Below are 21,759 nucleotides of genomic sequence, written 5' to 3' on the forward strand. Positions count from 1 at the left end.
ACTCCGAGGCTGAGGGTTGCGAGTAGGGGCAAGAGTTTCACGGTCTTTCTCTCCGGGAAGGTTGCACGCAGCCGCATTGGTAGCCCTCGGCGAGGAGCTTCCGCTTCTGTCAAATGACCAGTCTGGTGACTGGTGGCCAGTCCGGTGACTGGTCGGTGGTCAGCTTTTGGGGTTGACGGCGTCGGTCAGAATGGGACGCAGCGCCGAGCGCGACGTGACGCCGGTCTTCGCAAAGATGCGGTGAAGGTGGTAGCCGACCGTGCGGTGCGACAGATAGAGCCTCGCGCCGATTTCCTTGTTCGACAGACCTTCGGCAGCAAGCTGGGCGATATGCAGCTCCTGTGGGGTCAGCATCTCCCAGACATATTCGGTTCGCTTGCGGCTCGCCTCTCCCGAAGCGCGCAGTTCCTCGCGCGCACGCTCGCTCCAGGGCAGGGCGCTCAGCGCATCGAAGATGTCACGGGCCTCGCGCAAAGGCGCTCTCGCATCGGCGGACCGGCGCTGGCGGCGCAGCCATATGCCATAGGCCAGCAGAAGGCGCCCTCTCAGGAAAGGCCATTTGCTTGCGCACGGCCCGAGACCCTGCAGATAGAACCGCTCGGCCTCCGCAGGTGTTGCGAGCAGTGCCTTGCCATAGGACAGCATCGTTTCGACCCACGGCACTGGCGACGGACCGGCGACACGCTGCATCTCCTCGATCACCTCCTCGGCCGTTTCGGCATGTCCGGAGAAGACTGCGGCCTCCACGAAATCAGCAAGACCGAAGAATTGCAGACCGGAATTGAAAGCCGGGTCGGCAGGGATAAAAAGACGCCGCAGATGCTCATAGGCCTCCCAATGCCGGCCTGCGCCGATGGCGGCCGTGCCGCGCGCAATCTGCAGCATTGCCAGCAGGAAACTCGCGCCGACGGAGACGACCAGGCGTTCTGCCTGGGCCGCATAGGCCTGTGACTGGTCGAGATTGCCCATCATGCCCGCAAGCCTCGCCTTGACGATCGTGGCCGCGGCTATCCAGAGCGTTCCTCCCGTTTCTTCGGCGAAGCGAACGGATTCTTCGGCCTCCCGCATCGCGCCCGTCCAGTCGCCGACTTCCATTTCCGCCCAGGCTTGAGCAAAAAGCACGCGCGCGAGGTCGCTGAGCCGCCCCTGATCGCGCAGCGCGGCAGCCGAATAGGTAAGCAAACCGACGCCGAGGTCGAAGGCGCCGATGACATTGGCCGCACTGCCGAGAATGCGCGCCGCGACCGGGTTGCCGCCGTTCCTGCCGGCAAGCTGCTGGAGCTTGCCCGATATCTCGCCCCCGAGATGAAGCGGCTCGACGTAGGCGGATATCGCGATCAGGCGTGGATCGGTGTCGGGCAAGTCGAGCCTGTTTGCCGCCATCAGGATGCTTTTGCGAAGATCCGCCTCCGCATTGCTCCACCAGCAGCGTTGCGCGGCGCGCCAGAGCAGGTTGCTTGCCAGATCCGTGGCGCCGGCAGCATTGGCCTCAGCGGCGAGGCCAACCAGACTGGGGATTTTCGCGGGATCGTTGACCATCGGAGGCTGGCCCATCTCGCGGCACCAGCCGATCCGCGCCGATGCGACAGGATCAGGCTCGCTGATATTGGCCTGGCGCAGCAGGCGCTCCAGCAGGTCCGGCTGGCCGAGATCGGCGGCAAGCTCGGCGGCACGCAGGAAACGGTCGCTCCTGGCTCTCGGCGTGCTGCTCAACGCCGCCGCCTTTTCCAGAACCTCGATTGCCATGGCGACGGCACCTTTGCGCAAGGCCCGGCTTGCCATGGCATCATATTCGCCCGCCAGTTTCTCATCCGGTCCGATCGTTGCCGCCGCACGATGCCATAAATGCCGGTCCAGCTCTTCATGAACGATCGCGGCAAGGGCGGCATGAATCCGGTGCCGCGTCGCCAGATCTGCCGCCTGGTGCATCGCCGAACGCACCAGCGGATGCCGGAACCGCACCTCCGTTTCGTCAAGGTCGATCAGCCTGGCGGCAATGGCCGGCGTCAGAGCGCTGACATCCACTTCTTCGCCCAATAGGGCTTTGCCGGCGCGCAGGATTTCGTGGAGCGATGTCCCGTCGTTTTCCGCCGCTACGAACAGCAGCATCCGGGTTGCCGCGGGAAGATCGGCCAGACGGGACGAGAAGGCGCGTTCTAGGCGTTCCGTCAGCGGAAGCCATGTCGTATCCCTGATATCTCGCTTGCTGCGCGGCAGTTCCAGGAGGGCGAGGGGATTGCCCGCGGCCTCCTGGAGGAAGCGACTGCGCAGATCGACCGAAAGATCGGGCGCATGGGCGTCCAGCAGGTGCCCGGCGTCGGCTTCGCTTAGCCCCGAAAGCCGAAGCCGCAGGTGGGAGGGGTCGCCGAACAGGCGGTCGAAGCCATCGCGCATGGCCACGAACAGGACGATAGGATCCGAACTCAGCCTGCGGGAGATGAAGGCCAGCACCTCATAGGTCGCCTCGTCCAGCCACTGGGCGTCGTCTGCAATGAGCAGGATGGGCCTGCGCGCAGCACTTTCCGTCAGAAGGGACAGTGCCGCGAGCGCCACCAGAAAGATGTCGGGTGCGCCCGTGTCGTCATGCATGCCGAAAGCGGAGAACAAAGCAGATCGCTGACGGGGGACCAGGTTGACGGCCTCCTTCATCAGCGGGCGGAGCGCCTGCTCGAGCGCTGCGAAGGGCAGATGAACCTCGGCCAGAACGCCGGTCATGCTCAAGACCGTCAGATCGCGCTCGCAGGCCCGATGCCTGGCCTCATCGAGGAGCGCGGATTTTCCAATCCCCGGCTCGCCGCTGATCACGAGCGTCGATCCGCCCTGGTCGATCCGCGCGATCATCTGATCGATCAGGGCAATGTCGCGATCCCGGCCTTGCAGGAATTCAGACCGGGAGACGAGCGCAGACCGGACGGGGGCACCCTTGCGCTGTTTGCGCTGCGGCGACCCGATCTTTTCCGACTGCTTGGCCATCAATTCAACGCTGCTTGCTCTGATCCGCGCGAAGGAATGCAAACGGATCGAATCCCGGATTATGGTTCAGCAACTGCCGAGGCGTCGCCTTGTCATTGAGCGTGCCATTCGCAGACATGTCCGTAAAGCAGCTTCCACCGGGAGCAGGAGCGCGGACTGCGGCAGAAGGAACGAGCGCCGCCGCATGCGATCAAATAATGCCGGCGCACAGCGATGTTCGCAAATTTGTCATATCCGCTGGTTAGAAGCGGCGGCCGGCGCAGCCTGTTGGCTGATTCAGCTGCTGCGCCTCATCTTTTTCCTGGAATGAGACCCATGCAGAACAATCCGGCAGTGATTATCGAGGGCGCAACCGTGGTTTTCGGCGACCGTCTGGAGACCGCCTCCGTGCGTATCGAAGACGGCCGGATCACCGGTATCGACGGCGCGCGCGACGGGGCGGATCGTATTGATGGACGCGGCCATCTGCTCGGCCCGGCTTTCGTGGACATTCACGGCGACGCCTTCGAGCGGCAGGTCATGCCGCGGCCCGGTACCATGCTGCCGGTGGCTGCCGCGCTGCTCGAAACCGATCGCCAGCTTGCCGCCAACGGCATCGCGACCGCCTATCATGCGTTGACGCTGAGCTGGGAGCCGGGGCTGCGGTCGGTGGAAACCGGCTACGCCATCGTGCGTGCGCTCGACGCGCTGACGCCCCGGCTGACGGTGGACAATCGCGTCCAGCTGCGCTGGGAGACCTTCTGCTTCGAGGCTGTTGACCTCATCCGCGAGGCGCTTGCCGGTCCGCGCCTGCCGTCGATTGCCTTCAACGACCATACGTCGATGGTGATGCTGCATCCATCGATCCCGCTGCAGGAACGGCCGTTCGATCTCGATCCGGCCTTCCCGATCGTGGATCCCGAAACGCCTGCCTTCGCCGAGAAGATGGGGGAGCGCGCCAAGCGGGCGAAAATCCCGGTGGCCGACATGGTGGCGCTCGTGCGCAGCATGTGGGAGCGCCGGCCGCAGGTGCCTGATGCAATCGACGAAGTGGCAGCACTCGGAAAGGCCGCCGGCGCACCGATGCTGTCGCATGACGACAGCCAGATCGAAACGCGCGATTTCTTCCGCCTCCGCGGCGCCAGGATCTGCGAATTCCCGATGAACCGGCGGGTGGCGCGGGCTGCCCGCGATGCCGGCGACTTCATCGTCTTCGGTGCACCCAACGCCACGCGCGGCGGCAGCCATCTGGCCTCGATTGGCGCGGCTGACATGATCCGCGAAGGGCTCTGCGACATTCTCGCCTCCGACTATTACTATCCTGCGATGCTGCTCGGCCTTGCAAGGCTCAAGGCCGATGGCGTGGCGCCGCTGCATGCGCTCTGGCCGCTCGTCTCTGATAATCCGGCGCGCGCCTCCGGTCTTGCCGATCGCGGCGTCATCGAAGTCGGCAAGCGCGCGGATCTCGTGCTGGTCGATTGGCCAGATGGTGCCGCACCCGCCGTTCGCCGCACTTGGGTCGGCGGCCGGGAAGCCTATCGCGCAGCGCCTGCGGGCGAGCTGGTCATGGCCTGATAGCGGCGACGCCACGCCGAAAGCTTTGCAATCCAATCCTGCGCGCTACATCGCAGATATGGAAACGCTTTATGTCCTGCTCATTTTCGTCGTAGCCATCGCGATCATCTATCTGGTCGGCAAATGGAACACATCCGACGCCGACCACTATATGGGCTTCGGCAATCTGCGCTCGCCCGGAAAGGCGAAAACGTCTGATGGCGACAAGGATACGGGGAGGGAATGAAGCCGCTGGCGCCTAGCTGAAGCCTCTGGCCTTCACGCCGGCGATGACTTCGTTCGAGACCTGCCGCAACTCCTGCCGCGAAGCGCCGTCGCGTGCCTGGATCGACAGGCCCTGCAGGACTGCGACGAGATAGCGGGCGAGCGAGACGGCGCGTTCCCGATCGAGCCAGCGCCCGAGCGTCTCTGCAATCATGTCACGCATCTGGTTTCGGCGTTCCGCCAGTTCGCGCGCCAGTTCCGCATGATCAGGCCCGCACTGGATCATGCCGCTTGATATCATGCAGCCGCGCTCTGCCGCGGGGTCGGTCACGGCATCGATCGCCTTGTGAAGCATGGCTTCGACCGTCTCTTGAAGGGTCGCGGTGGCTTTGATGTTCTGCAACGCCCGCGGCAGGCCGAGATAGCGGTCGAGCGCCTCGCGGTAGAGCCCCGCCTTGCTGCCGAAAGCCGAATAGAGACTTGGGGGCGCGATGCCGATTGCGGCCGTCAGATCGTTCAGCGAGACGCCCTCGTATCCATGCCTCCAGAAGAGCCGCATGGCGATGTCGATCGCCTGATCCCTGTCGAAGGTCCGCGGGCCGCGGCGGCGTGTTTTCACAACCTTATCCATAGCGATCACTAAAGACTGCTTGACAGCAAAAGGCAAGCCGTTAGTTTGTAGTGATCACTAAACATAAGGATTTTGGCATGAAACTGATAGTGCGCGGAATTTGGCTGGTGGTCCTGCTGATGGGCCTGTCTTCCATGGCCCTGTCTTTTCAGGCAGCGGCCGCGGAGAAGAATTACACGGTGAAGGCGCCTGATGGCGTCGAGATCGCGGTTCAGGAATCGGGCGATCCCGCCGGGCCGGCGATCGTTTTCATCCACGGCTTGCTCGGCAGCCATCTGAACTGGGACATGCAGGTCAGCAGCCCCAAACTGCAGCACTATCGGCTGATCAGCTACGACATGCGCGGCCACGGCCTGTCGGGCAAGCCTGATGATGCCGAAGCCTATCGTGATGGGCGTCGCTGGGCGGACGATCTCTCGGCAGTCCTGAAGGCGACGGGTGCGAAAAAGCCCGTTCTCGTCGGCTGGTCGCTTGGCGGCGTCGTCATCTCAAACTATCTTGCCGCCTATGGAGACGACGGCATTGCCGCTGTCGTCTATGTGGACGGCGTCATCGAACTCAATGCCGCGCTGATCACATCGCATCCTGACGTCTATGCAGGCATGGCCTCGGATGAGCTGAAGGTGCACCTCGATGCGGTGAAAACCTTCCTGGCCCTGTGTTTTGAGATAAAGCCCGACACGGCAACCTTCGAACGCTTGCTGTCAAACGCGGCGATGGCCTCGTGGACCATGACGCGGACCGTTCCGTCGATGACCGTTTCCGCCGCCGAAGGCCTGCCCAAGGCGCGCGTGCCGGTTCTGCTGCTCTATGGCGACAAGGACGTTCTGGTCAACGTCGAGCCGAGCATTGCGCGAGCTCGGGCGCTCAATCCGGCAATTCAGACGAAGATCTACGCTGACTCAGGGCACGCGCCATTCCTGGAGGAAGCGCCGCGCTTCAACGACGACCTGGCAGACTTCAGGGACTCGATATCAGGCAAGTGAAGCCTGAGAAAGGGGCGGGCAGGGCTCGCCCCCTTTCTGCCTTCTGTCGCTGTCTCATGGCTGCTGCCCGCGTAACGCCTCCATCGGAATGCAGCGCCGCGCCCGAGTGCCGCCGATTGCTGCAGGGTGATGGCATGGCCGAGTGGATCGGCGTGGCTGCTGTTTGGGTCTTCCCGACTTTCCGAGGAGGAGGCTGATATGGGGACGCGGATATTTGCGGAGGTTTTTGGGCGGGGAGTTTGCGAGAGGGGCAAGGTGTGGGGTGGGCGTAAAGGATGGCGTGTGGCGCAAGGTGGAGGCCAACTGCGAGGCCGCTTTCGACCCCAATCGGCCGCGACGCGAGCCGGCTAGTTTTCAGTTTCCTTCTGCTTTTCAATTCTGTTCCGTCGTGTATGGACAATAAATGATACTACCTCTAATACAATTAATAACTCTAATAATAAGACAATAGATAATATAGAGACGTGTTTAAGGAATGCCAGATCGCCTTTTCCCGGCAAGACAAAGTAGTCAATTGCGCTCAACACTCCAAGAATCAGCCATAATTTTACCCAATGGGGAAAACTCGGTGGTAATTTGATCGATTCCGAGCACGCTTTCTTCAGCAAATTGACGACTTCGTCCTCTGTACTTCCCGTGGCGAATTTCCATGCTTTCTTGGCGCCTTCCGTAACCGGATCGGGATCATACTTATGTGAACGCGCGGCGGAAACGGTACTCCAGACACCAAGCGCTATGGCACACGCGATCACAATGGGATTTTGCAGCAGATCTTTGAGACTTCGCACGGCGGACCGGAATAGATCAGCGGCGATCCACGGTGTGCTCGCAAGAATGGCGGAAATTAAAATCCCTAATGGAACAAATATTATAAGCTCTTTTCTTCCTGTTAACGATATAGATATGGTGGAAATGGAGATTATAACGACGAGGAAGATCATTGTTGCAATCAGCAGATTTGAAATTAACGCAAATATTAACATCATAAACATTGACGCAAAATAAAAAGCTTCAATTGCGACTAAGTTTGCTTCTGTTCCCCTGTCAAATAATAATGAAGAATAATGAAAAAATCTCTCTGTAAGAAGCTCCGTGGATGACATAATTGGAGAAAGAAAAGATTCTAACATTGGGAAATTTTGGTGAATTCCTTTACTGATGGCTACGCATGCCAAAAAGCCTACTCCAATCGACGAAATTGAATGTAAAATCACTGAGTTTTTAGACTTTAGCGCAAGAAGGGTATTTCGCCTTCGGCGAAGCATTCTTCTTATTGATCGCTTTATTCGTAGTCGTCTGATAGGCATGGTTCACCTACGCAGTCTGCACCTAGGCGTGGCGTCATTATAGAACCGAGACAATAGAGAGAATAATATCGCTGTTGCCTGACGTGCGGCAAGTATATTCTCCTGATAATATTTCACCGCCCCTTCGTCTGATTTCGATGTCCTTCTAATCCAATTCATTTCGCCCTGGCCGCCCCGGCGCAAAGCTTCCCTCAAAATGAGGTCGGGCGTTCTGCGGGATCGGGCTGACCAGGAACGAACGAATGCTTTCGGCCCTAGGCGGACAGAATGCTCATCGACTGCTCCCTCCAGGTTGTCCCGTCAGTTCGTAGCGGGCGCGGCTCAGGCTGACCAGGCTGGCAATTGCCGCGCAGGCAGCAGACAGGACGACCGCAAATTCAAGCGCGGCCGAGAGCGGCAATGTCGCGAAGATGAGCGACATGGAGATTCCGCCGAGCGTCTGGCCGAGAAGCCGTGCGGTGCCCTGCATGGCACCTGCCGCGCCGCTTCTGGCTTTCGGAGCCGAGAGAAGCAGAATGCGGTTGTTCGGCGTCTGGAACAGGCCGAAACCCAGGCCCGCTATCACCGTGCCGACCAGAAACGCGATGCCTCTCGGATCGGGCGGGCTGAGAGCTGCCACAAGGAGGCCGACACCGAGCAGCGCGCCGCCTGCCGCGCAAAGCCATGCGGTCTTGACGCGGTTTGCCAGACGCCCCGAAAATGGCGCGATGATCGCCGTCGCAACCGGCCAGGGCATCATGTAGAGACCGGCCAGAACCGGGGTCATATGCAGCCTGTGCTGGAGATAAAAGGGCAGCGCGATGTAGCTCAGCATCTGGCCGCAGAAGCAGGATACCGAGGCGATGACCGCCACGCGGAATGCCGGTGCCGTCAGGAGATCCGTCGGAATGATCGGGGCATCGCTTTTGCGTTCCAGGCGCACTAGGAAGACAAGACAAGCTATCGAGGCCGCAATGAGCACCGCGCCACTTGTCGGCGCAGTCGCTATCCGGTCGGTGCCGCAGAAGAAGAGGATGAACATCAACGTGTTGGCCAGCAAGGCCTTGGCGTTCGGCTTTCGCTTCGTGCCCTGCACTTTGCCCAGCAGGCCGCCGCTGAGCAGCACGATGATGCCGAGCGGTATATTGACCGCAAAGAGCCAGGGCCAGGTCGTGACGGAAAGGATGGCGCCGGCAATGCCTGGCCCGGCAGCGGAAGAGATCGCGATGACCATGGCATTGACCCCGATGATCGGACCCAGCATGTGCTGCGGCAAGGCCGAGCGCAGGTTCATCATGGCAAGCGCCATAATCGCGCCCGCGCCGAGGCCCTGCGCGAAACGGGCAAGGATCAGCAGGGAAAGGTCGCCCGCGAAGGCGCAGGCAGCCGAAGCCGCGGTGAACAGCGCGACGCCGATCAGGAAGACCCGCCGCGCGCCATAGATTTCCCCGAGCGCGCCACATGGAAGAAGGGCGACGAGCACGGCCAGCTGATAGGCCGAGACGACCCATACGGTGCTGCCCGCTTCCACGTGCAGCGAGAGGGCGATCGAGGGCAAGGCGACGTTGGCAATGGCGCCGTCCAGAACGACAAGAACAGCTGAGAGAAGTATGAGTGTGATGGCCATGTACTGTCGAGGCGATGCCGGGCCATCCTGAGAAATCGGTGCGGTGGAGGCGAGGGACATTGAGAAACTCCCAATCGTTATCGGATGGCCGACTAAAGCGCGTCGCGATCTCCAAGATTCGCTTGTCGCGCTTTAGGTTCTTGTTTTCGCATGTCGTTATCGCAAAACCGCTGCACACTTTTGCGCGACACGCTTTAGTTAAGCCTTGCCGACTGCGAGCGCCAGACGCAACGAAATCAAACGACTGTTGCATAAAACGCCATGCGTGAGTAAATGGAGTCATGTCCGATCTCGACCTCAATCTCCTTGTGGCTCTGGATGCGCTGCTGCGCGAGAGAAGCGTATCTGCCGCCGCGCGTCGGCTTGGCCTCAGTACATCGGCCATGAGCCGGACGCTGTCACGATTGAGGGCTGCGCTCGGCGATCCGATCCTCGTGCCGGCCGGGCGCGGTATGGTCGCGACGCCCCATGCCCTGGCGATTGCCGAAGACGTGCATTCGTTGAAAGATGCTGTGAAAGCGGTGCTCAGTCCGCCGTCGACTGTGGAGATCCGCGAGGTGCGCCGCGATTTCACTATCCGTGCCAATGAGGCGTTCGTGCTTATTTTTGCCGCGGGCCTGAGTGCTGCCGTGGCGAACACGGCGCCAGGAATAAGGCTTCGGTTTGCGCCGCGATCGGACAAGGACGTTCAATCCTTAAGAGACGCGGCCGTGGATCTGGATATCGGCGTCCTGCCGACGGAGAGCGGGGAACTGCGTTGCCAGACCCTTTTTCAAGACCGGTATGTGGGTCTTGCACGGACAGGACACCCGATTTTCGATGCAGATGAGATCACGGTCGAGAGCTATGCCGCCTGGGGCCACGTACTCTTCTCACCGCACGCGGATTTTGCCGGTCCGGTCGATAGGGCACTCGCCGAGCTCGGCGTCTACCGCGATGTCAGACTGATCGTGCCAAGCTTTCCAGCGGTGATCGCGGTTGCGGCGGCATCCGATTTGATCGGCGCGATTCCGAATTCTTATCGCAATTCCGCCGCAACAAGCCAGATCAGGACGTTTGACCTGCCGGTAGCCGTGCCGGGTTTCGACATCGTCCAGGCGTGGCACCCGCGGATGGATGCAGATCCCGTTCATCGTTGGCTGAGAGCGCTGATCTTTGAGACGTTCAAGTCAATGAACTGAGTGCGCATTCGATAATTGATGAAGGACCGCTATCGGCGCAAGGCAGACGCTGTTAGTCGCCGTGCCTCGCGCCTTGCTCTCCACGGCCTCATGCGTCAGGCAAGCTTCGCCCATCGCACTTGCCCAAAACTTGGCCGATCCCCGGCATTTATTGGCAGCTTCGCGAAATCCGGCTCCCGTCCGGAATGCTAGTCTGGCCTCACTTGCTTCCATTTCGAAAGGCCGCTGCCGTGCTTCTGGATCGTTCCCGCCTGCCTGTCGTCTTCATCCGCACCAATGCCGATGCAGAAACCTCCATCAATGACCAGATTGAGGCTCTCTTGGAGGAGCGGCGGCCGTTCGTGCTGGTCACGGATCACGCGCCTGACGATCACGACGAGGAGACGCAGGAGGAGCGCAAGGAGCGGGCGCTGTTTTTCAAGAAGATCAAGGACCGGATGAGGGCCTATTGCCGGGGCATGATCGTCATCGATGGCGGCAGGCCGACGTCGGCCGCGATCAAGATTGCGGCTGTTACTGCCGGAAAGGCCTTCGGTTTTGCGATCCTCTTTGCGGCGGACGAAGCAGAGGCGGAGCGCAAGGGCCGGAACCTGCTCGGCAGCAGGGACGACGCCTGGTTACTGTGATCTGCGGCTCCCATGATAGAGCTGTTGTCGTCGGTTGAGTTCATGCATGAGGTTCGACAAAGGATACTCCAGTGACATTTGACCCATCGGCGATCGACGAGGTGTCGCGCCCGGCCTTCAGCTTCATCACCGAGACGAGTTTTATCGGCGAGACGGAGCCGCATCGCCATGGCAAGGCGCAGCTGCTTTATGTAATGAGCGGCGTTCTGACGATGAGGGCCGCCGGCGGTGTCTGGACGGTGCCGCCGAATTGCGCGCTGTGGATTCCGGGCGGCGTCCCCCATAGCGGTCGCGTGGCCGGCCATATCAAGATTGGCAATCTCTATGTCGATGCGAAACTGACCGGCGGCCTGAAGGACGAATGCGGCATTCTCTTCGTCCAGCCTTTCCTGCGCGAGCTGATTTTTCGCCTGGAGCCGCGCCCGGATAGTCCTGAGATGGAGCCCGGACGGATTCACCGTCTGGTTGGCGTGCTTCTCGATGAGCTGAGGGCAGCACCGCTCGAGCCGATCCATCTGCCGATGCCCACCGATCGCAGGCTGCAGCGGCTCACTGAGGCGATGGTCGCCGAGCCCGGCCTGCGCTTCACCATAGACGAATGGGGTGCGCGGGTGGGCGCAAGCAACCGGACGCTCAGCCGCCTGTTCCAGCGGGAGACGGGCATGTCCTTCCTGCGCTGGCGACAGCAACTGCATATCGGCGTCGCGCTGCAGCGCCTGGCGGCGGGGCAGTTCGTGACCGTCATTGCCGGCGATCTCGGCTATGAAAGCGTCAGCGCCTTCATCGCCATGTTTCGCCGCATGCTCGGAACGACACCGACGCGCTATTTCAGCGACCAGATGCAGGCAAGCCCGCACAGGCTGGAAATCACGGCGGATTGGCGGATGGGGCCGGGTGAGGCTGGTGGTCCGGATCGTGGGAAGGGTTCGGCGTCAAATTTGGTGCTGTTCAGACGAGAGCCGAATTGATCCCGCTCGCGCCAACGGCCCTGATCTCGCTGTCGGCCTCGATCAGCTGAAGCGATCCGTCCGACCCTCAAACGCGGTTCGTTGCAATTTTAGCCGTCTCTTCGATAAATCTGCAATCACCGGCCGTGTAAACTCCCCACCCTTGGAAGGGTGGATCTGCTTGTCGATAACGACGCGACACGTCACGTTTGCGGTGATCTTGCTGTGCCTCTTTGCGGGCATCGCCGGCTTCTATTCGCTCGCAGGCCTCTCGCTCAGCGGCATGGAGAAACGCTATGCCTACGAGAGGCCCTGCACCTTCCGCCCCTGCGAATATGTGAAGCGCGATCTCTGGCTGTCGAAAGCTCTGGACGAAGCGAAAAACCGGCAGAGCCGGTAACGCCGTCTTCGTCGCTCTGCCCAATGCTAGAAAAGCATATCCGCATCATCATCATGAAACCGGTTCAGCGGCCTGCCTTCCTGAAAACGGCACGGACCGGGGCGGACTTCCGTTGCCTGCAGCACCGCGACGTCGCCGGATGGGCTGATGTGAAGCGCAGACAGGATATTCGTCGCAAAGGCGCCGGTATCGATGGCAATCCGGTTCGGGAAGATCTCGACGCGTTCGCTTGCGGTAATCGTGTGCCCATGGACGACGATCTTGCCGAATGAGGTGCTGGCATTCAGGAACTCATCGCGAATCCACATCAGCGTATGCGCGTCCTGCTCGGCCAGGGGAATGCCGGGTTTCAGGCCGGCATGGACGAGGATGTGGTGGTCGAGTTCGACATAGCGCTCCGCCGCGCGCAGGCATTGCAGGCGCGCGTCTCCAAACCTGCCGCGGATCTCGTCTGCGGTGATGGCTGCCGCAAGGGGCAGGCCGTAGGACAGCATCGTCTCGCTGCCTCCAAGGTCTTGCCAGTGGTTTACGAGATCTGCCTGAACGGCCGGGTCCGTCTCGTCGAGGATCTGAACAGGGAGGGCGTCGTGGTTGCCGCGTATCAGCTTCGAGCCCGGTCTGTCACGCAGCGTGCGGATGACGAGATCCAGCGCTTTGCGGCTCTCCGGCCCACGGTCCATGATGTCGCCGAGGAAGACGATCCGGTAGTCGATCGTCTCGTCACGCGCCTTGCCGGCAATGCCTGACAGCATCGCCTCCAGCAGGTCGGCACGCCCGTGGACATCGCCGATGGCGAATGTGTGCAGAGAAGCGTTCCCGGTCATCGATGGCTCCGTTCTGGCACTCGGTATGGCATTGTTTATGAGCTGCGCCCAGCCCCAACTGAAATGTGGAATTCAAATCGATACTGCCGGGGAATCGCCTGCGGTGTGGGTGTGTTTTGGGCGATTTATCTTGATGGAGATATCTTCGCGAAGCACTCTGCGCACTCATTTGTCGCGAAATTCAGTCGTAGAATTGTCGCTTTCATCGGGACTTTCACCGCATTCATTCGAGGATCAGATGCTATACACTCTGCATGCCGCACCGGGCTCATGCTCTTTCGCGCCTCACATCGTACTGGAGGAAATCGGCGAACCCTACTCACTTGCTTTGATGTCTCCGGGGCATCCGGAAACTAAAACTGATCAATTCCGCCAACTAAACCCCAAAGGCCGCATTCCCGTCCTCACCGCTGACAATTTTATCCTGACGGAAGCGCCGGCAATCCTCGTCCATCTCGGGCTAACCAACCCTGGTGCCAAGCTCTTGAGTGCTGACCCGGAAGCAATTGTTCGATCGATCGAATGGTTTAACTGGCTGTCAGGCACAGTGCATGCCGTCGCTGTTCGAATGGTTTGGCGACCGGACTATTTCACCGATGATGGCGAGTATGATTCGTTGATCGCCAAGGGTAAGCAGCATCTTTCTTCAGCCTTCGCGCTTATCGAAAGCAGAATGCGAGAGCGTCTCTGGGTCGTTGGAGACCACTATTCCGTGGTCGATCCATATCTGCTGGTGTTCTATCGATGGGGAAATCGGATGCACATGGATATGCAAAATAGCTATCCAGCGTGGACCAAACATGCCCGCTGTCTTGAAGACAGACCGGCCGTTCAAAACGCGCTTTCTCAAGAAGGTATCTCACTATGGGAATGATGTACTTTGCCGGAACTTGTTTGTCGCGCATCGCCTGATTTTCGGCTGGCCGTTGCGGAGGCGTTCTTGACCGGGCAGAAGCTTCGCGCGAACGCCGGCTCCAGGTTCAAAACCCGGCCGCATTGATCCCGTTCACCCGCTTCTCCCGGCCTTCCTGACGATCCGCCACCTGGATTGTCCGATCGCCTGGCGATTGGCGATCTTTTCGGGCGGGGTGCCGGTGAGGACCGCCTTTATGTCGTCGCGCATCTGCGGGAAGACGCGGTAATATTGGTGGTTTTCGGGCTCCGACAGGGCGAGGATGGCGCTGACGTCGACGGCCGATACCTTGTCGCTGATGGTGCCCATATTGTCGGGCCCATCAGCGCCGAGGCGCGGTCCGTTGAATTTCGTGCCGCTGCTGAGCGTGCTCAAGATCCAGTCCTTCTCGGAGTAGTAGACAGTGATCGACCGGCAGATCCGCGGCAGGAACTTGAATTTGGCGGGATCGTCGAAGGCATCGGCATCCTCGTCGGCGGCGGCCAGGATCACCTTGTCGAAATAGCGGCGCAGGGGCGATGACGATGTGCCATCGAGCGAGGTCATGGCATTGACGGTCGAGAGCGTCGGGGAGGGCGGTTCGGGCAGTTTCATCAGCGCCTGCAGCGCGTTTCGCATCACATAATTGCCCATGCTGTGGCAGATCAGGTGAATGGCCTGGTTGCAGCGGTCTTCCTCGCTGAGCTTGTCGACGAAGTCGCTCAGGCGACGCAGGGTTCGGGCGATCGCGATGCCCGATGCCGCCGCGGTCTTGCGGTCATGGGCGTAATCGCCAAACGGTGTGGGTACGGGCAGGAGCGAAGCAATCGACGGCCAGGAGAAAACGAACATGTTGACGTCGAGGCCATAGAAGGCGCTCAGCCAGCCGGCGCGCTCGATGGAATCGACGAAACTGTTGCTGAAGCCATGGATGAAGGCGATGGTCGGCTTGTCATCGGCCTTCATCGAGGCGCGGATGGCATCGAAGATCGTGTCGCTGCCGAGCGTCGGCGCCTCTCCCTCGGCGAAGAGAAGCTGCTGGTTGGCGACGGCGAGCGAGCCCGGCACGAGCACGTTCGTCTTCCTCGACAGATTGACGTTGACCTTGGCACTTCCGTAGCGGACATCGATGCCGCTGGTCGGACCGAGTTCGGAACCAAAGCCGATGATCCGCTGATGCTGCGGATCGGTTGGATCGAGGAGCGGCTGACGATTGGTTGCGAAGTAAACCGTCTTGATCATGATCCTCTTCGCCTCCGGATGGCGCGATCGATGCGGCTCTCGTTGCACGATGAACGTGATAGAAAGCAGACAGTAAATCCCGGTAGGCCAGGCGTATTAATTGCGCCATTCCATGTGGATTTTGCAGTATTCAATTTTTCTTTGAATATTTCCTCAAGAATTAGCTAATGCAATTTAGTGGCGATTGCAACAGGAATCGGGTTATCCCGGAGTTCGTCCGAGAATTCATGTGGTTCTGGCTGATCCATGCGAAGAGCCGTTCGACGATCCACCGAGAGAGTATTCCTCAGGCTGGACGATCAAAAGATGAGAACCTAGAAGAGATTAAGCCCAACCGGCCTCTTGAAGGAGGAGAAAGAATGAAACGCATCGAGATGGAGGTAAGCGGCGGCTGCCAGTGCGGTGCCGTGCGCTATCACGCAACCGCTATGCTCGACAATTCGCATCTCTGCCATTGCCGCATGTGCCAGAAAGCCTCGGGCAACATCTTTGCCGCGCTTGTCGCCGCGCCCGATGATGCACTCACCTGGACACGCGGCAAGCCTGATGTCTGGAAGAGCTCGGAGCTTGTCGAGCGCGGCTTCTGCGCCAATTGCGGCACGCCATTGTTTTTCCACCACCTCGAAAACGGTCGCACCAACCTGATGATCGGTTCGCTCGACGATCCGCACGCCTTCTCGCCGCTTGCCAATATCTGCACCGAGAACATGGTGAAATGGTTCGATACGATCACCGGCATAGAAAATACCGGTGCGACCGAAAACAACGGCGCCGGCCGGGCCGCGGCAATCAAGGAGAGCAGTAACCAGCACCCCGATCACGATACCACCTCATGGGCGGTGAGGGGGCGTGATGGCTGAGTCCTATTCCGGCGGCTTGCCAGTGCGGCGCTGCCCGTTGCCGCTATTGCGAAAAGCCGTCGTGCCGGAAGCCAACGGCAGCAACGGCCTGCTTTCAATATGATGCACCGAGGGTGCCTGAAGGTCCGCTCTTTAGCTAACGCGTGTCTCGAAGCAGCCCGTCCGCCTCTTCTGCGCGATCCGGCCAAGTGGCTTCGGCGTTGTGAGCGGTTCGCTCAAGCAGAATACCGCTGATCGCTACGTTGTTGAAGGAATGGCCCAAGTTGATCGGGTGAAAGACGTTGTCTTTTTCCGCAGACCCGATGAGCCGCGGGGGAACCTTCAAGCAAACCGCTGGTCTACGGCTCCAAACGTGATATCTTAGGCTGTGGGGTCTATTCATCCGTACTAGGCAAGCGTTAGCAGCAGCCCACGGTCGTGAAGAAGACCTTTGAGTGAGATACTACCAAATTGTTGGTTAATCTTGCTGCTGGTGGAGACACCCAATGTTTGACACAAAAGCAGATAACGTTCCGGACGATAGTGTCCCCGCTAGGATTAGCGATGAAACGTTCTTTGTGCACGTGTCGAGACTAAAAGCTTTACGCACCTTTCTTTCGCAATCTGCTGTGCCATATCGCCCTTCAACGGGTGAACATTTGACTATAGGTAAGATTTATGAACTGCAGTACGATAGGAACGGCCGCGCTCCAAGTGCCTCTGAATGGGACTATGTCGACAATCAAATACAAGAAATTTACACGATCCTTAATGTCTCGCAGCGAAAAGCTTTCCTGGCGACCGAAACTCCCTGGTTAGTCCCAATATTGGCGTTAGTGTTACTGATTCTTGGATTAGCCGATCTCCTGACTTTAGTGGCAATAAATACTCTTGGATGGAATAATCCGCTAATCTTCGGGGGTTACGTACTATTTTCCACCTCTTTAGGCGCGCTCGGTGCGCTCGGCTCGCTTTCATTGAATGCAGTCATGGTGCCGCAAACCGATATACAATTTGATACTACTAATAAAAGACTCGTCGCAACTAGAATTATCGCGGGAGCATTATTTGGCTGCATACTAAGTCTTCCTTTTGGATATGGTAGTTTCCGTTTTTTTATTATTAGCTATAATACTTTCACGGGTTCGGGAACCCAGCAGCAGACACCGTTGACGTTTGCACAGGGTTTATTGTTGTTGTTACCGTTTGTCTTTGGGTACTCAACTTCGGCTATATTGTTAGTATTACAAAAGTTCTCGGAAGGGTTGGAAAGGTTTTTCGGTCAAAGCGGGCGGCTGCCTTTGGAAGGGCGGCTGGCGCCTGCGGGCGAAAACGGGGAGCCTCCACCTCCGGCTAGAAGCGGGCCGTCGCCTGCGAAAGGGCGGCCGGCGCCTGCGGGCCAAAACGGGGAGCCTCCACCTGCGACTAGAAGCGGGCAGCTACCTGCGAGAGGGCGGCCGGCGCCGGCAGGCCCAAGCAGGGAGCCTCCACCTGCGGCTACAAGCGGGGAGACCAGAGTGTAAACAATGAAAAAATCGGTCTTAATATGTCGACTGTTGAGCGCGTGTATTGCCCTGATTGTTTGTTGCAGCGCTTCGGTGGCGGCTGATGCGAGCAACAGTCAGTTTGAGATTGCTTTGAAAGCTTGTATCGACAACAAGAAGCTTTCGATATCGCCAGATCTTCTGGCGAAGACGGTAAGCATGTATAATGATCAGTCAACTAATAGTTCTGTATACGAAATCGGGAAGTATCTTGATTCCATACAAGATACTGATCGCGGAGTTGCTTATGCACTTTATCAACAGTGCATCGTAGATATACTCTTCATACTTAATCAACAACAGCAGCAACAACAAAGGCAGCAACAACAGCAGCAACAGCAACCCCAACAGCAGCAGCAACAACAGCAACAACCGCAGCAACAGCAGCAACAGCAGCAACAGCAGCAGCAACAATTGCCCACCGTGACATACAGGGTTTGTTCTGGTGAGTATGAAGATAGGTGTCAGTCACATGACGTTTATTTGTATTGCTATGCGGACGTTAAAGGATGGGCAGCGGCAAGTTGTACCACCTCTATCGTATCTCGCTACAGTACGTACGGCGGAAACAAATGCGGATATTCAATGGATTTAGTCAGCTGCACCGGCCCGAAGTAAAGACGACAGTTTCTCGTTAAGTTTCCGGATCTGGCCCGTCGAGTTAGTGATAGTGAGGGGCTTAGCACTACCGCCCAGAGTTCCCGGCGCTGGTCGGTGGATATATTATCCATGTCCGCTATAAAAGCAGAGGCTGTTTGTACCCGCACGTCACCCTCACACCAGCGACCGCCTCGCCACCTCGATCACCTTTTGCGTCAAACCCGCAAGCCGGTCTGCGGCAAGCCGGCTGATCTGCCAGTAGAGCACGACATCGAGCGGCGTGCCGGGGATCAGCTCGACGAGGCGTCCGGCCTTGATGTGATCCTCAGTCAGCTGGATCGGGCTCATGCCCCAGCCCATGCCGAGCAGGCTCGCATCGAGAAAGCCCTGGGTGGCCGGCAGCCAGTGCGTTGGTACGTTAATATCGGTCACCAGTGTGCGGCGGATCCATTGCGCCTGCAGGCGGTCCTTCTGGTTGAAGGTGAAGGAAGGGGCGCGGGCAAGCGCTTCAGGAGTGACGCCATCAGGGAAATAGCGGTGGACGAATTCGGGGCTTGCGGTCGCATGGTAGCGCAGCGCGCCGAGCGAGTAGCGGCGGCAGCCGGAGACCGGCTTTTCCATGCTTGTGACGGCGGCGATGACGCGGCCGCGCTCCAGCCATTCAGCCGTGTGGTCCTGATCTTCGATGGAAATGTTCAGGAGATAATTCGAGCTTTTCGAGAAATCCGCCATCGCCTCCAGAAACCAGGTGCCGAGGCTGTCGGCGCTGGTGGCGATCTGCAGCGTGACGCGCTGTTCGGGGCTGTCGCGGTCGCTGAGTGCCGGCAGTTGTTCCAGCAATTCGCTTTCCAGCATGCCGACATTTTCCATGTGGCGGCAGAGCCAGTCACCCTTTTCCGTTGCCGTGCACGGTGTTCCGCGCACGACGAGGGCAGCACCCAGCCGCTCTTCCAGCTGCTTGATGCGCTGCGAGACTGCCGATGGCGTGACGTTCAGGACGGCGGCGGCCTTTTCGAAGCTGCCGGTCTGGACCACGGCAAGCAGCACGCGAAGGGCGGGATAATCGATCATGGGTAAGCTGCGCTTAATTGACGTAAGGATGATTAATTAGCTTAATGCGGCCATTCCGTCTACGGAGCGTCTCAACAACGCGACGGAAACCTCTGATATCATGAACTTTACGACCTATTTCACCGGCTTGGCCGCCGGCCTCAGCCTGATCGTCGCGATCGGTGCGCAGAACGCCTTCATCCTGCGTCAGGGGCTACGCAACGAATATGTTTTCGCCGTCTGTCTTGCCTGCGCTCTATCCGATGCGATCCTGATCGTCGTTGGCGTCACCAGCCTGGCGCAGGTGGTGAACCTCATGCCCTGGCTCGATCCGGTCATGCGCTATGGCGGGGCGGCATTCCTCATCTGGTATGGGGCAAGAAGCCTTTATTCGGCGGTGTGGTCTTCGGGCGCATTGCAGGTTTCAAACGGGGCGGGGGCAAGCTTCGGCAAGACCATGGCCATGTGCCTGGCGCTCACCTGGCTCAATCCGCATGTCTATCTCGATACGGTGATCCTGCTCGGCACGATCTCGACGCGCTTTGTTGGCCATCAGGCAGCCTTTGCCGCGGGGGCCGTGACCGGCTCCTTCCTGTTCTTTTTTTCGCTGGGATATGGTGCGGCCTGGCTTCGCCCCATCTTTTCACGGCCGGTTTCCTGGCGCATTCTCGAAACCATCATCGCTTGCGTGATGTGGCTGATCGCGTTCAAGCTCTTGAACGGCATGTGACGGCTGCATACGCTTCAGGGAAATCAGAATGTCATTCGATCTGCATCATCTTGCCCTCGTCTTCACCGCCTATATCATCGCCGCCGCCAGCCCCGGTCCCAGCAACATGCGCATCATGGGGGTCGCCATGCATCAGGGGCGCCAGTCGGCGCTGATGATTGCCGCCGGCGTGGTCAGCGGCTCGCTCTTCTGGGGCTCGATGGCGGCGACCGGCGTTTCCGCCATTCTGGCGCAATATGCGCAGGCGCTGATCATCCTGAAAATCTTCGGCGGCCTCTACCTGCTGTTCCTTGCCTTCAAGGCCGGCAAATCCGCCATGACCTCCGATGAGAAGCAGGGCAGGTCACTCGATGCCGTCAAGGCCTCCGGCTTCAGCCTCTATCGCCGCGGGCTGCTGATGCACTTGACCAACCCGAAAGCGCTGCTCGGCTGGATCGCGACCATGACGCTCGGCCTTGGCCCAGGTGCGACGCCGGCGACGGTCGCCGTCATCCTTGCAGGCTGCGCCATCCTCAGCGTCACCATTTTCTGCGGTTATGCGCTTGTTTTCTCCACCGCGCCGATGGTCCGCATGTATCGTCATGCGCGCCGCTGGATCGAGGGCACGCTGGCGCTCGTGTTCAGTGCTGCCGGCATGAAGCTCCTGCTGTCACGCGCATAAAGGAAATCCCCGATGCCGCTTTTCCATGGCCTTTCCGCCTTTCCCATCACGCCATCAGATGCCTCGGGTATCGTCGATACCGGCGCGCTCGCCACGCTGCTTGCCCGCATCCAGGCTGCGGGCGCCGATTCCATCGGCCTGCTCGGAAGCACCGGCGGTTACGCTTTCCTGTCGCGCGATCAGCGACGCCGGGCGGTGGAAACGGCGATGTCTGCCGTCGGCGGCAGGATCCCCGTCATCGTCGGCGTCGGAGCACTCAGGACCGATGAGGCGCAGGCGCTCGCAAAAGATGCACGGGAGCTCGGGGCGGATGGCCTTCTGCTGGCGCCGGTCTCCTACACGCCGCTCACCGATGATGAGGTCTACGAGCATTTCGCAGCCGTGGCCGATGCCGGGCAGCTGCCGCTCTGCATCTACAACAATCCGGGCACGACGAAATTCACCTTCAGCGTCGCGCTGATCGCCCGGCTTTCCAAGCTCGGCACTGTCAAAGCGGTGAAGATGCCGCTGCCCGCGAACGGCGATTTCGCAGCCGAGATTGAAAGTCTGCGGGCCGTGACGCCTGGCGGTTTCGCGGTCGGCTATAGCGGCGATTGGGGTGCTGCGGATGCGCTGCTGGCGGGTTCCGATGGCTGGTACAGCGTGGTTGCGGGCCTGCTGCCTGCCGAGGCGTTGAAACTGACGAGGAGTGCGCAGGCGGGTGAGGTGCAAGAGGCGGCACGCATCAACGATGCTTTCGCGCCGCTCTGGGCGCTGTTCAAAGAGTTCGGCAGTTTCCGCGTCATGTACACCATTGCCGACCTCCTCGGTCTCGGCCGATTCTCGCCGCCGCGGCCGGTGCTCGGCCTTCCGGAGCAGGCACGTGGGCGGGTGCGCGAGGCCCTTGAAAGCCTCGGTGCGTCAGCCGGCCGGTAGTTGGCTGCAGCCAGGCCGATCGCATCCTTCGTGCGGAAGTCGCACGG

Annotated in this window: 20 protein-coding genes; 13 read left to right on the plus strand and 7 right to left on the minus strand. The window is 59.7% G+C overall.

What is annotated here, in order from left to right:
• Window positions 1–159: 159 nt before the first annotated feature.
• Window positions 160–2,973: an ATP-binding protein gene (locus PMI11_RS19955; RefSeq protein WP_007820574.1), complete on the minus strand. Its 2,814-nt coding sequence runs from the start codon at window positions 2,971–2,973 to the stop codon at window positions 160–162.
• 315 nt (window positions 2,974–3,288) lie between these two features.
• Between PMI11_RS19955 and PMI11_RS19960 the strand changes: the two genes are divergently transcribed.
• Both PMI11_RS19960 and PMI11_RS19965 read left to right on the plus strand, forming a co-directional pair.
• Complete coding sequence (locus PMI11_RS19960) at window positions 3,289–4,527, plus strand: alpha-D-ribose 1-methylphosphonate 5-triphosphate diphosphatase (RefSeq protein ID WP_007820575.1); 1,239 nt, start codon at window positions 3,289–3,291, stop codon at window positions 4,525–4,527.
• A gap of 58 nt (window positions 4,528–4,585) precedes the next feature.
• A complete protein-coding gene (locus PMI11_RS19965) occupies window positions 4,586–4,753 on the plus strand; it encodes a hypothetical protein (protein ID WP_007820578.1) in 168 nt (55 codons plus the stop codon).
• Window positions 4,754–4,765: 12 nt separating this feature from the next.
• Here PMI11_RS19965 and PMI11_RS19970 read toward each other — a convergent pair whose 3' ends face one another.
• Window positions 4,766–5,362: a TetR/AcrR family transcriptional regulator gene (locus tag PMI11_RS19970; protein ID WP_007820580.1), complete on the minus strand. Its 597-nt coding sequence runs from the start codon at window positions 5,360–5,362 to the stop codon at window positions 4,766–4,768.
• 77 nt (window positions 5,363–5,439) lie between these two features.
• Between PMI11_RS19970 and PMI11_RS19975 the strand changes: the two genes are divergently transcribed.
• Entirely contained in the window at window positions 5,440–6,348 is a 909-nt protein-coding gene (locus PMI11_RS19975) for an alpha/beta fold hydrolase (RefSeq protein ID WP_007820582.1), read from the plus strand.
• A gap of 347 nt (window positions 6,349–6,695) precedes the next feature.
• On the opposite strand, the gene PMI11_RS19980 is transcribed toward PMI11_RS19975, so the two are convergent.
• The gene (locus tag PMI11_RS19980) at window positions 6,696–7,523 is read right to left on the minus strand and encodes a hypothetical protein (protein ID WP_157179659.1); all 828 of its coding nucleotides are present in this window, start codon (window positions 7,521–7,523) and stop codon (window positions 6,696–6,698) included.
• Window positions 7,524–7,926: 403 nt separating this feature from the next.
• On the minus strand, window positions 7,927–9,261 hold the full coding sequence (locus PMI11_RS19985; protein WP_037071748.1) for an MFS transporter: 1,335 nt from the start codon (window positions 9,259–9,261) through the stop codon (window positions 7,927–7,929).
• Window positions 9,262–9,542: 281 nt separating this feature from the next.
• Between PMI11_RS19985 and PMI11_RS19990 the strand changes: the two genes are divergently transcribed.
• From PMI11_RS19990 to PMI11_RS20005, 4 genes are all read left to right on the plus strand, one after another.
• The gene (locus PMI11_RS19990; RefSeq protein ID WP_007820587.1) at window positions 9,543–10,442 is read left to right on the plus strand and encodes a LysR family transcriptional regulator; all 900 of its coding nucleotides are present in this window, start codon (window positions 9,543–9,545) and stop codon (window positions 10,440–10,442) included.
• A gap of 230 nt (window positions 10,443–10,672) precedes the next feature.
• The gene (locus PMI11_RS19995; RefSeq protein ID WP_007820588.1) at window positions 10,673–11,068 is read left to right on the plus strand and encodes a hypothetical protein; all 396 of its coding nucleotides are present in this window, start codon (window positions 10,673–10,675) and stop codon (window positions 11,066–11,068) included.
• Window positions 11,069–11,139: 71 nt separating this feature from the next.
• Complete coding sequence (locus PMI11_RS20000; RefSeq protein WP_007820590.1) at window positions 11,140–12,036, plus strand: AraC family transcriptional regulator; 897 nt, start codon at window positions 11,140–11,142, stop codon at window positions 12,034–12,036.
• 160 nt (window positions 12,037–12,196) lie between these two features.
• A complete protein-coding gene (locus PMI11_RS20005; RefSeq protein ID WP_007820591.1) occupies window positions 12,197–12,415 on the plus strand; it encodes a hypothetical protein in 219 nt (72 codons plus the stop codon).
• A gap of 26 nt (window positions 12,416–12,441) precedes the next feature.
• On the opposite strand, the gene PMI11_RS20010 is transcribed toward PMI11_RS20005, so the two are convergent.
• Entirely contained in the window at window positions 12,442–13,239 is a 798-nt protein-coding gene (locus tag PMI11_RS20010) for a metallophosphoesterase (RefSeq protein WP_007820593.1), read from the minus strand.
• Window positions 13,240–13,477: 238 nt separating this feature from the next.
• Between PMI11_RS20010 and PMI11_RS20015 the strand changes: the two genes are divergently transcribed.
• Window positions 13,478–14,113 carry a glutathione S-transferase family protein gene (locus tag PMI11_RS20015; protein WP_007820595.1) on the plus strand — a complete coding sequence of 212 codons (636 nt, stop codon included), beginning with the start codon at window positions 13,478–13,480 and terminating at the stop codon, window positions 14,111–14,113.
• Between the two features lie 132 nt (window positions 14,114–14,245).
• Here the strand turns inward: PMI11_RS20015 and PMI11_RS20020 are convergent, their stop codons facing one another.
• Window positions 14,246–15,373 (minus strand): alpha/beta hydrolase, encoded by a 1,128-nt coding sequence (locus tag PMI11_RS20020; protein ID WP_007820598.1) that lies wholly within the window; start codon window positions 15,371–15,373, stop codon window positions 14,246–14,248.
• Window positions 15,374–15,732: 359 nt separating this feature from the next.
• Here PMI11_RS20020 and PMI11_RS20025 point away from each other — a divergent pair, with 359 nt between their 5' ends.
• Together PMI11_RS20025 and PMI11_RS36685 are read left to right on the plus strand one after the other, a co-directional pair.
• Window positions 15,733–16,233 carry a GFA family protein gene (locus PMI11_RS20025; RefSeq protein ID WP_007820599.1) on the plus strand — a complete coding sequence of 167 codons (501 nt, stop codon included), beginning with the start codon at window positions 15,733–15,735 and terminating at the stop codon, window positions 16,231–16,233.
• A gap of 1,505 nt (window positions 16,234–17,738) precedes the next feature.
• Window positions 17,739–18,374, plus strand: coding sequence for a hypothetical protein (locus tag PMI11_RS36685; protein WP_007820601.1), 636 nt, complete (start codon window positions 17,739–17,741; stop codon window positions 18,372–18,374).
• 156 nt (window positions 18,375–18,530) lie between these two features.
• Here PMI11_RS36685 and PMI11_RS20035 read toward each other — a convergent pair whose 3' ends face one another.
• Window positions 18,531–19,427: a LysR family transcriptional regulator ArgP gene (locus PMI11_RS20035; RefSeq protein WP_007820602.1), complete on the minus strand. Its 897-nt coding sequence runs from the start codon at window positions 19,425–19,427 to the stop codon at window positions 18,531–18,533.
• Between the two features lie 100 nt (window positions 19,428–19,527).
• Between PMI11_RS20035 and PMI11_RS20040 the strand changes: the two genes are divergently transcribed.
• Genes PMI11_RS20040 through PMI11_RS20050 form a run of 3 tightly spaced genes read left to right on the plus strand, consistent with a single transcriptional unit; the run spans window position 19,528 to window position 21,712 of the window.
• Window positions 19,528–20,136, plus strand: coding sequence for a LysE/ArgO family amino acid transporter (locus tag PMI11_RS20040; protein ID WP_007820603.1), 609 nt, complete (start codon window positions 19,528–19,530; stop codon window positions 20,134–20,136).
• A 28-nt stretch (window positions 20,137–20,164) separates the two neighbouring features.
• The gene (locus PMI11_RS20045; protein ID WP_007820604.1) at window positions 20,165–20,797 is read left to right on the plus strand and encodes a LysE family translocator; all 633 of its coding nucleotides are present in this window, start codon (window positions 20,165–20,167) and stop codon (window positions 20,795–20,797) included.
• Window positions 20,798–20,809: 12 nt separating this feature from the next.
• A complete protein-coding gene (locus PMI11_RS20050; RefSeq protein WP_007820605.1) occupies window positions 20,810–21,712 on the plus strand; it encodes a dihydrodipicolinate synthase family protein in 903 nt (300 codons plus the stop codon).
• Window positions 21,713–21,759: the final 47 nt, after the last annotated feature.

Source organism: Rhizobium sp. CF142, assembly GCF_000281145.1.
Taxonomy (GTDB): Bacteria; Pseudomonadota; Alphaproteobacteria; order Rhizobiales; family Rhizobiaceae; genus Rhizobium.

What these genes read in the sequence shown, in the direction of transcription:
- PMI11_RS36685 (WP_007820601.1), top strand. Translation starts at nt 17,739, where the DNA reads ATGAAAAAATCGGTCTTAATATGTCGACTGTTGAGCGCGTGTATTGCC.
- PMI11_RS19990 (WP_007820587.1), top strand. Translation starts at nt 9,543, where the DNA reads ATGTCCGATCTCGACCTCAATCTCCTTGTGGCTCTGGATGCGCTGCTG.
- PMI11_RS19965 (WP_007820578.1), top strand. Translation starts at nt 4,586, where the DNA reads ATGGAAACGCTTTATGTCCTGCTCATTTTCGTCGTAGCCATCGCGATC.
- PMI11_RS20035 (WP_007820602.1), bottom strand. Translation starts at nt 19,427, where the DNA reads ATGATCGATTATCCCGCCCTTCGCGTGCTGCTTGCCGTGGTCCAGACC.
- PMI11_RS20015 (WP_007820595.1), top strand. Translation starts at nt 13,478, where the DNA reads ATGCTATACACTCTGCATGCCGCACCGGGCTCATGCTCTTTCGCGCCT.
- PMI11_RS20045 (WP_007820604.1), top strand. Translation starts at nt 20,165, where the DNA reads ATGTCATTCGATCTGCATCATCTTGCCCTCGTCTTCACCGCCTATATC.
- PMI11_RS20050 (WP_007820605.1), top strand. Translation starts at nt 20,810, where the DNA reads ATGCCGCTTTTCCATGGCCTTTCCGCCTTTCCCATCACGCCATCAGAT.
- PMI11_RS19960 (WP_007820575.1), top strand. Translation starts at nt 3,289, where the DNA reads ATGCAGAACAATCCGGCAGTGATTATCGAGGGCGCAACCGTGGTTTTC.
- PMI11_RS19985 (WP_037071748.1), bottom strand. Translation starts at nt 9,261, where the DNA reads ATGGCCATCACACTCATACTTCTCTCAGCTGTTCTTGTCGTTCTGGAC.
- PMI11_RS20025 (WP_007820599.1), top strand. Translation starts at nt 15,733, where the DNA reads ATGAAACGCATCGAGATGGAGGTAAGCGGCGGCTGCCAGTGCGGTGCC.
- PMI11_RS20020 (WP_007820598.1), bottom strand. Translation starts at nt 15,373, where the DNA reads ATGATCAAGACGGTTTACTTCGCAACCAATCGTCAGCCGCTCCTCGAT.
- PMI11_RS19975 (WP_007820582.1), top strand. Translation starts at nt 5,440, where the DNA reads ATGAAACTGATAGTGCGCGGAATTTGGCTGGTGGTCCTGCTGATGGGC.
- PMI11_RS20040 (WP_007820603.1), top strand. Translation starts at nt 19,528, where the DNA reads ATGAACTTTACGACCTATTTCACCGGCTTGGCCGCCGGCCTCAGCCTG.
- PMI11_RS19955 (WP_007820574.1), bottom strand. Translation starts at nt 2,973, where the DNA reads ATGGCCAAGCAGTCGGAAAAGATCGGGTCGCCGCAGCGCAAACAGCGC.
- PMI11_RS20010 (WP_007820593.1), bottom strand. Translation starts at nt 13,239, where the DNA reads ATGACCGGGAACGCTTCTCTGCACACATTCGCCATCGGCGATGTCCAC.
- PMI11_RS19970 (WP_007820580.1), bottom strand. Translation starts at nt 5,362, where the DNA reads ATGGATAAGGTTGTGAAAACACGCCGCCGCGGCCCGCGGACCTTCGAC.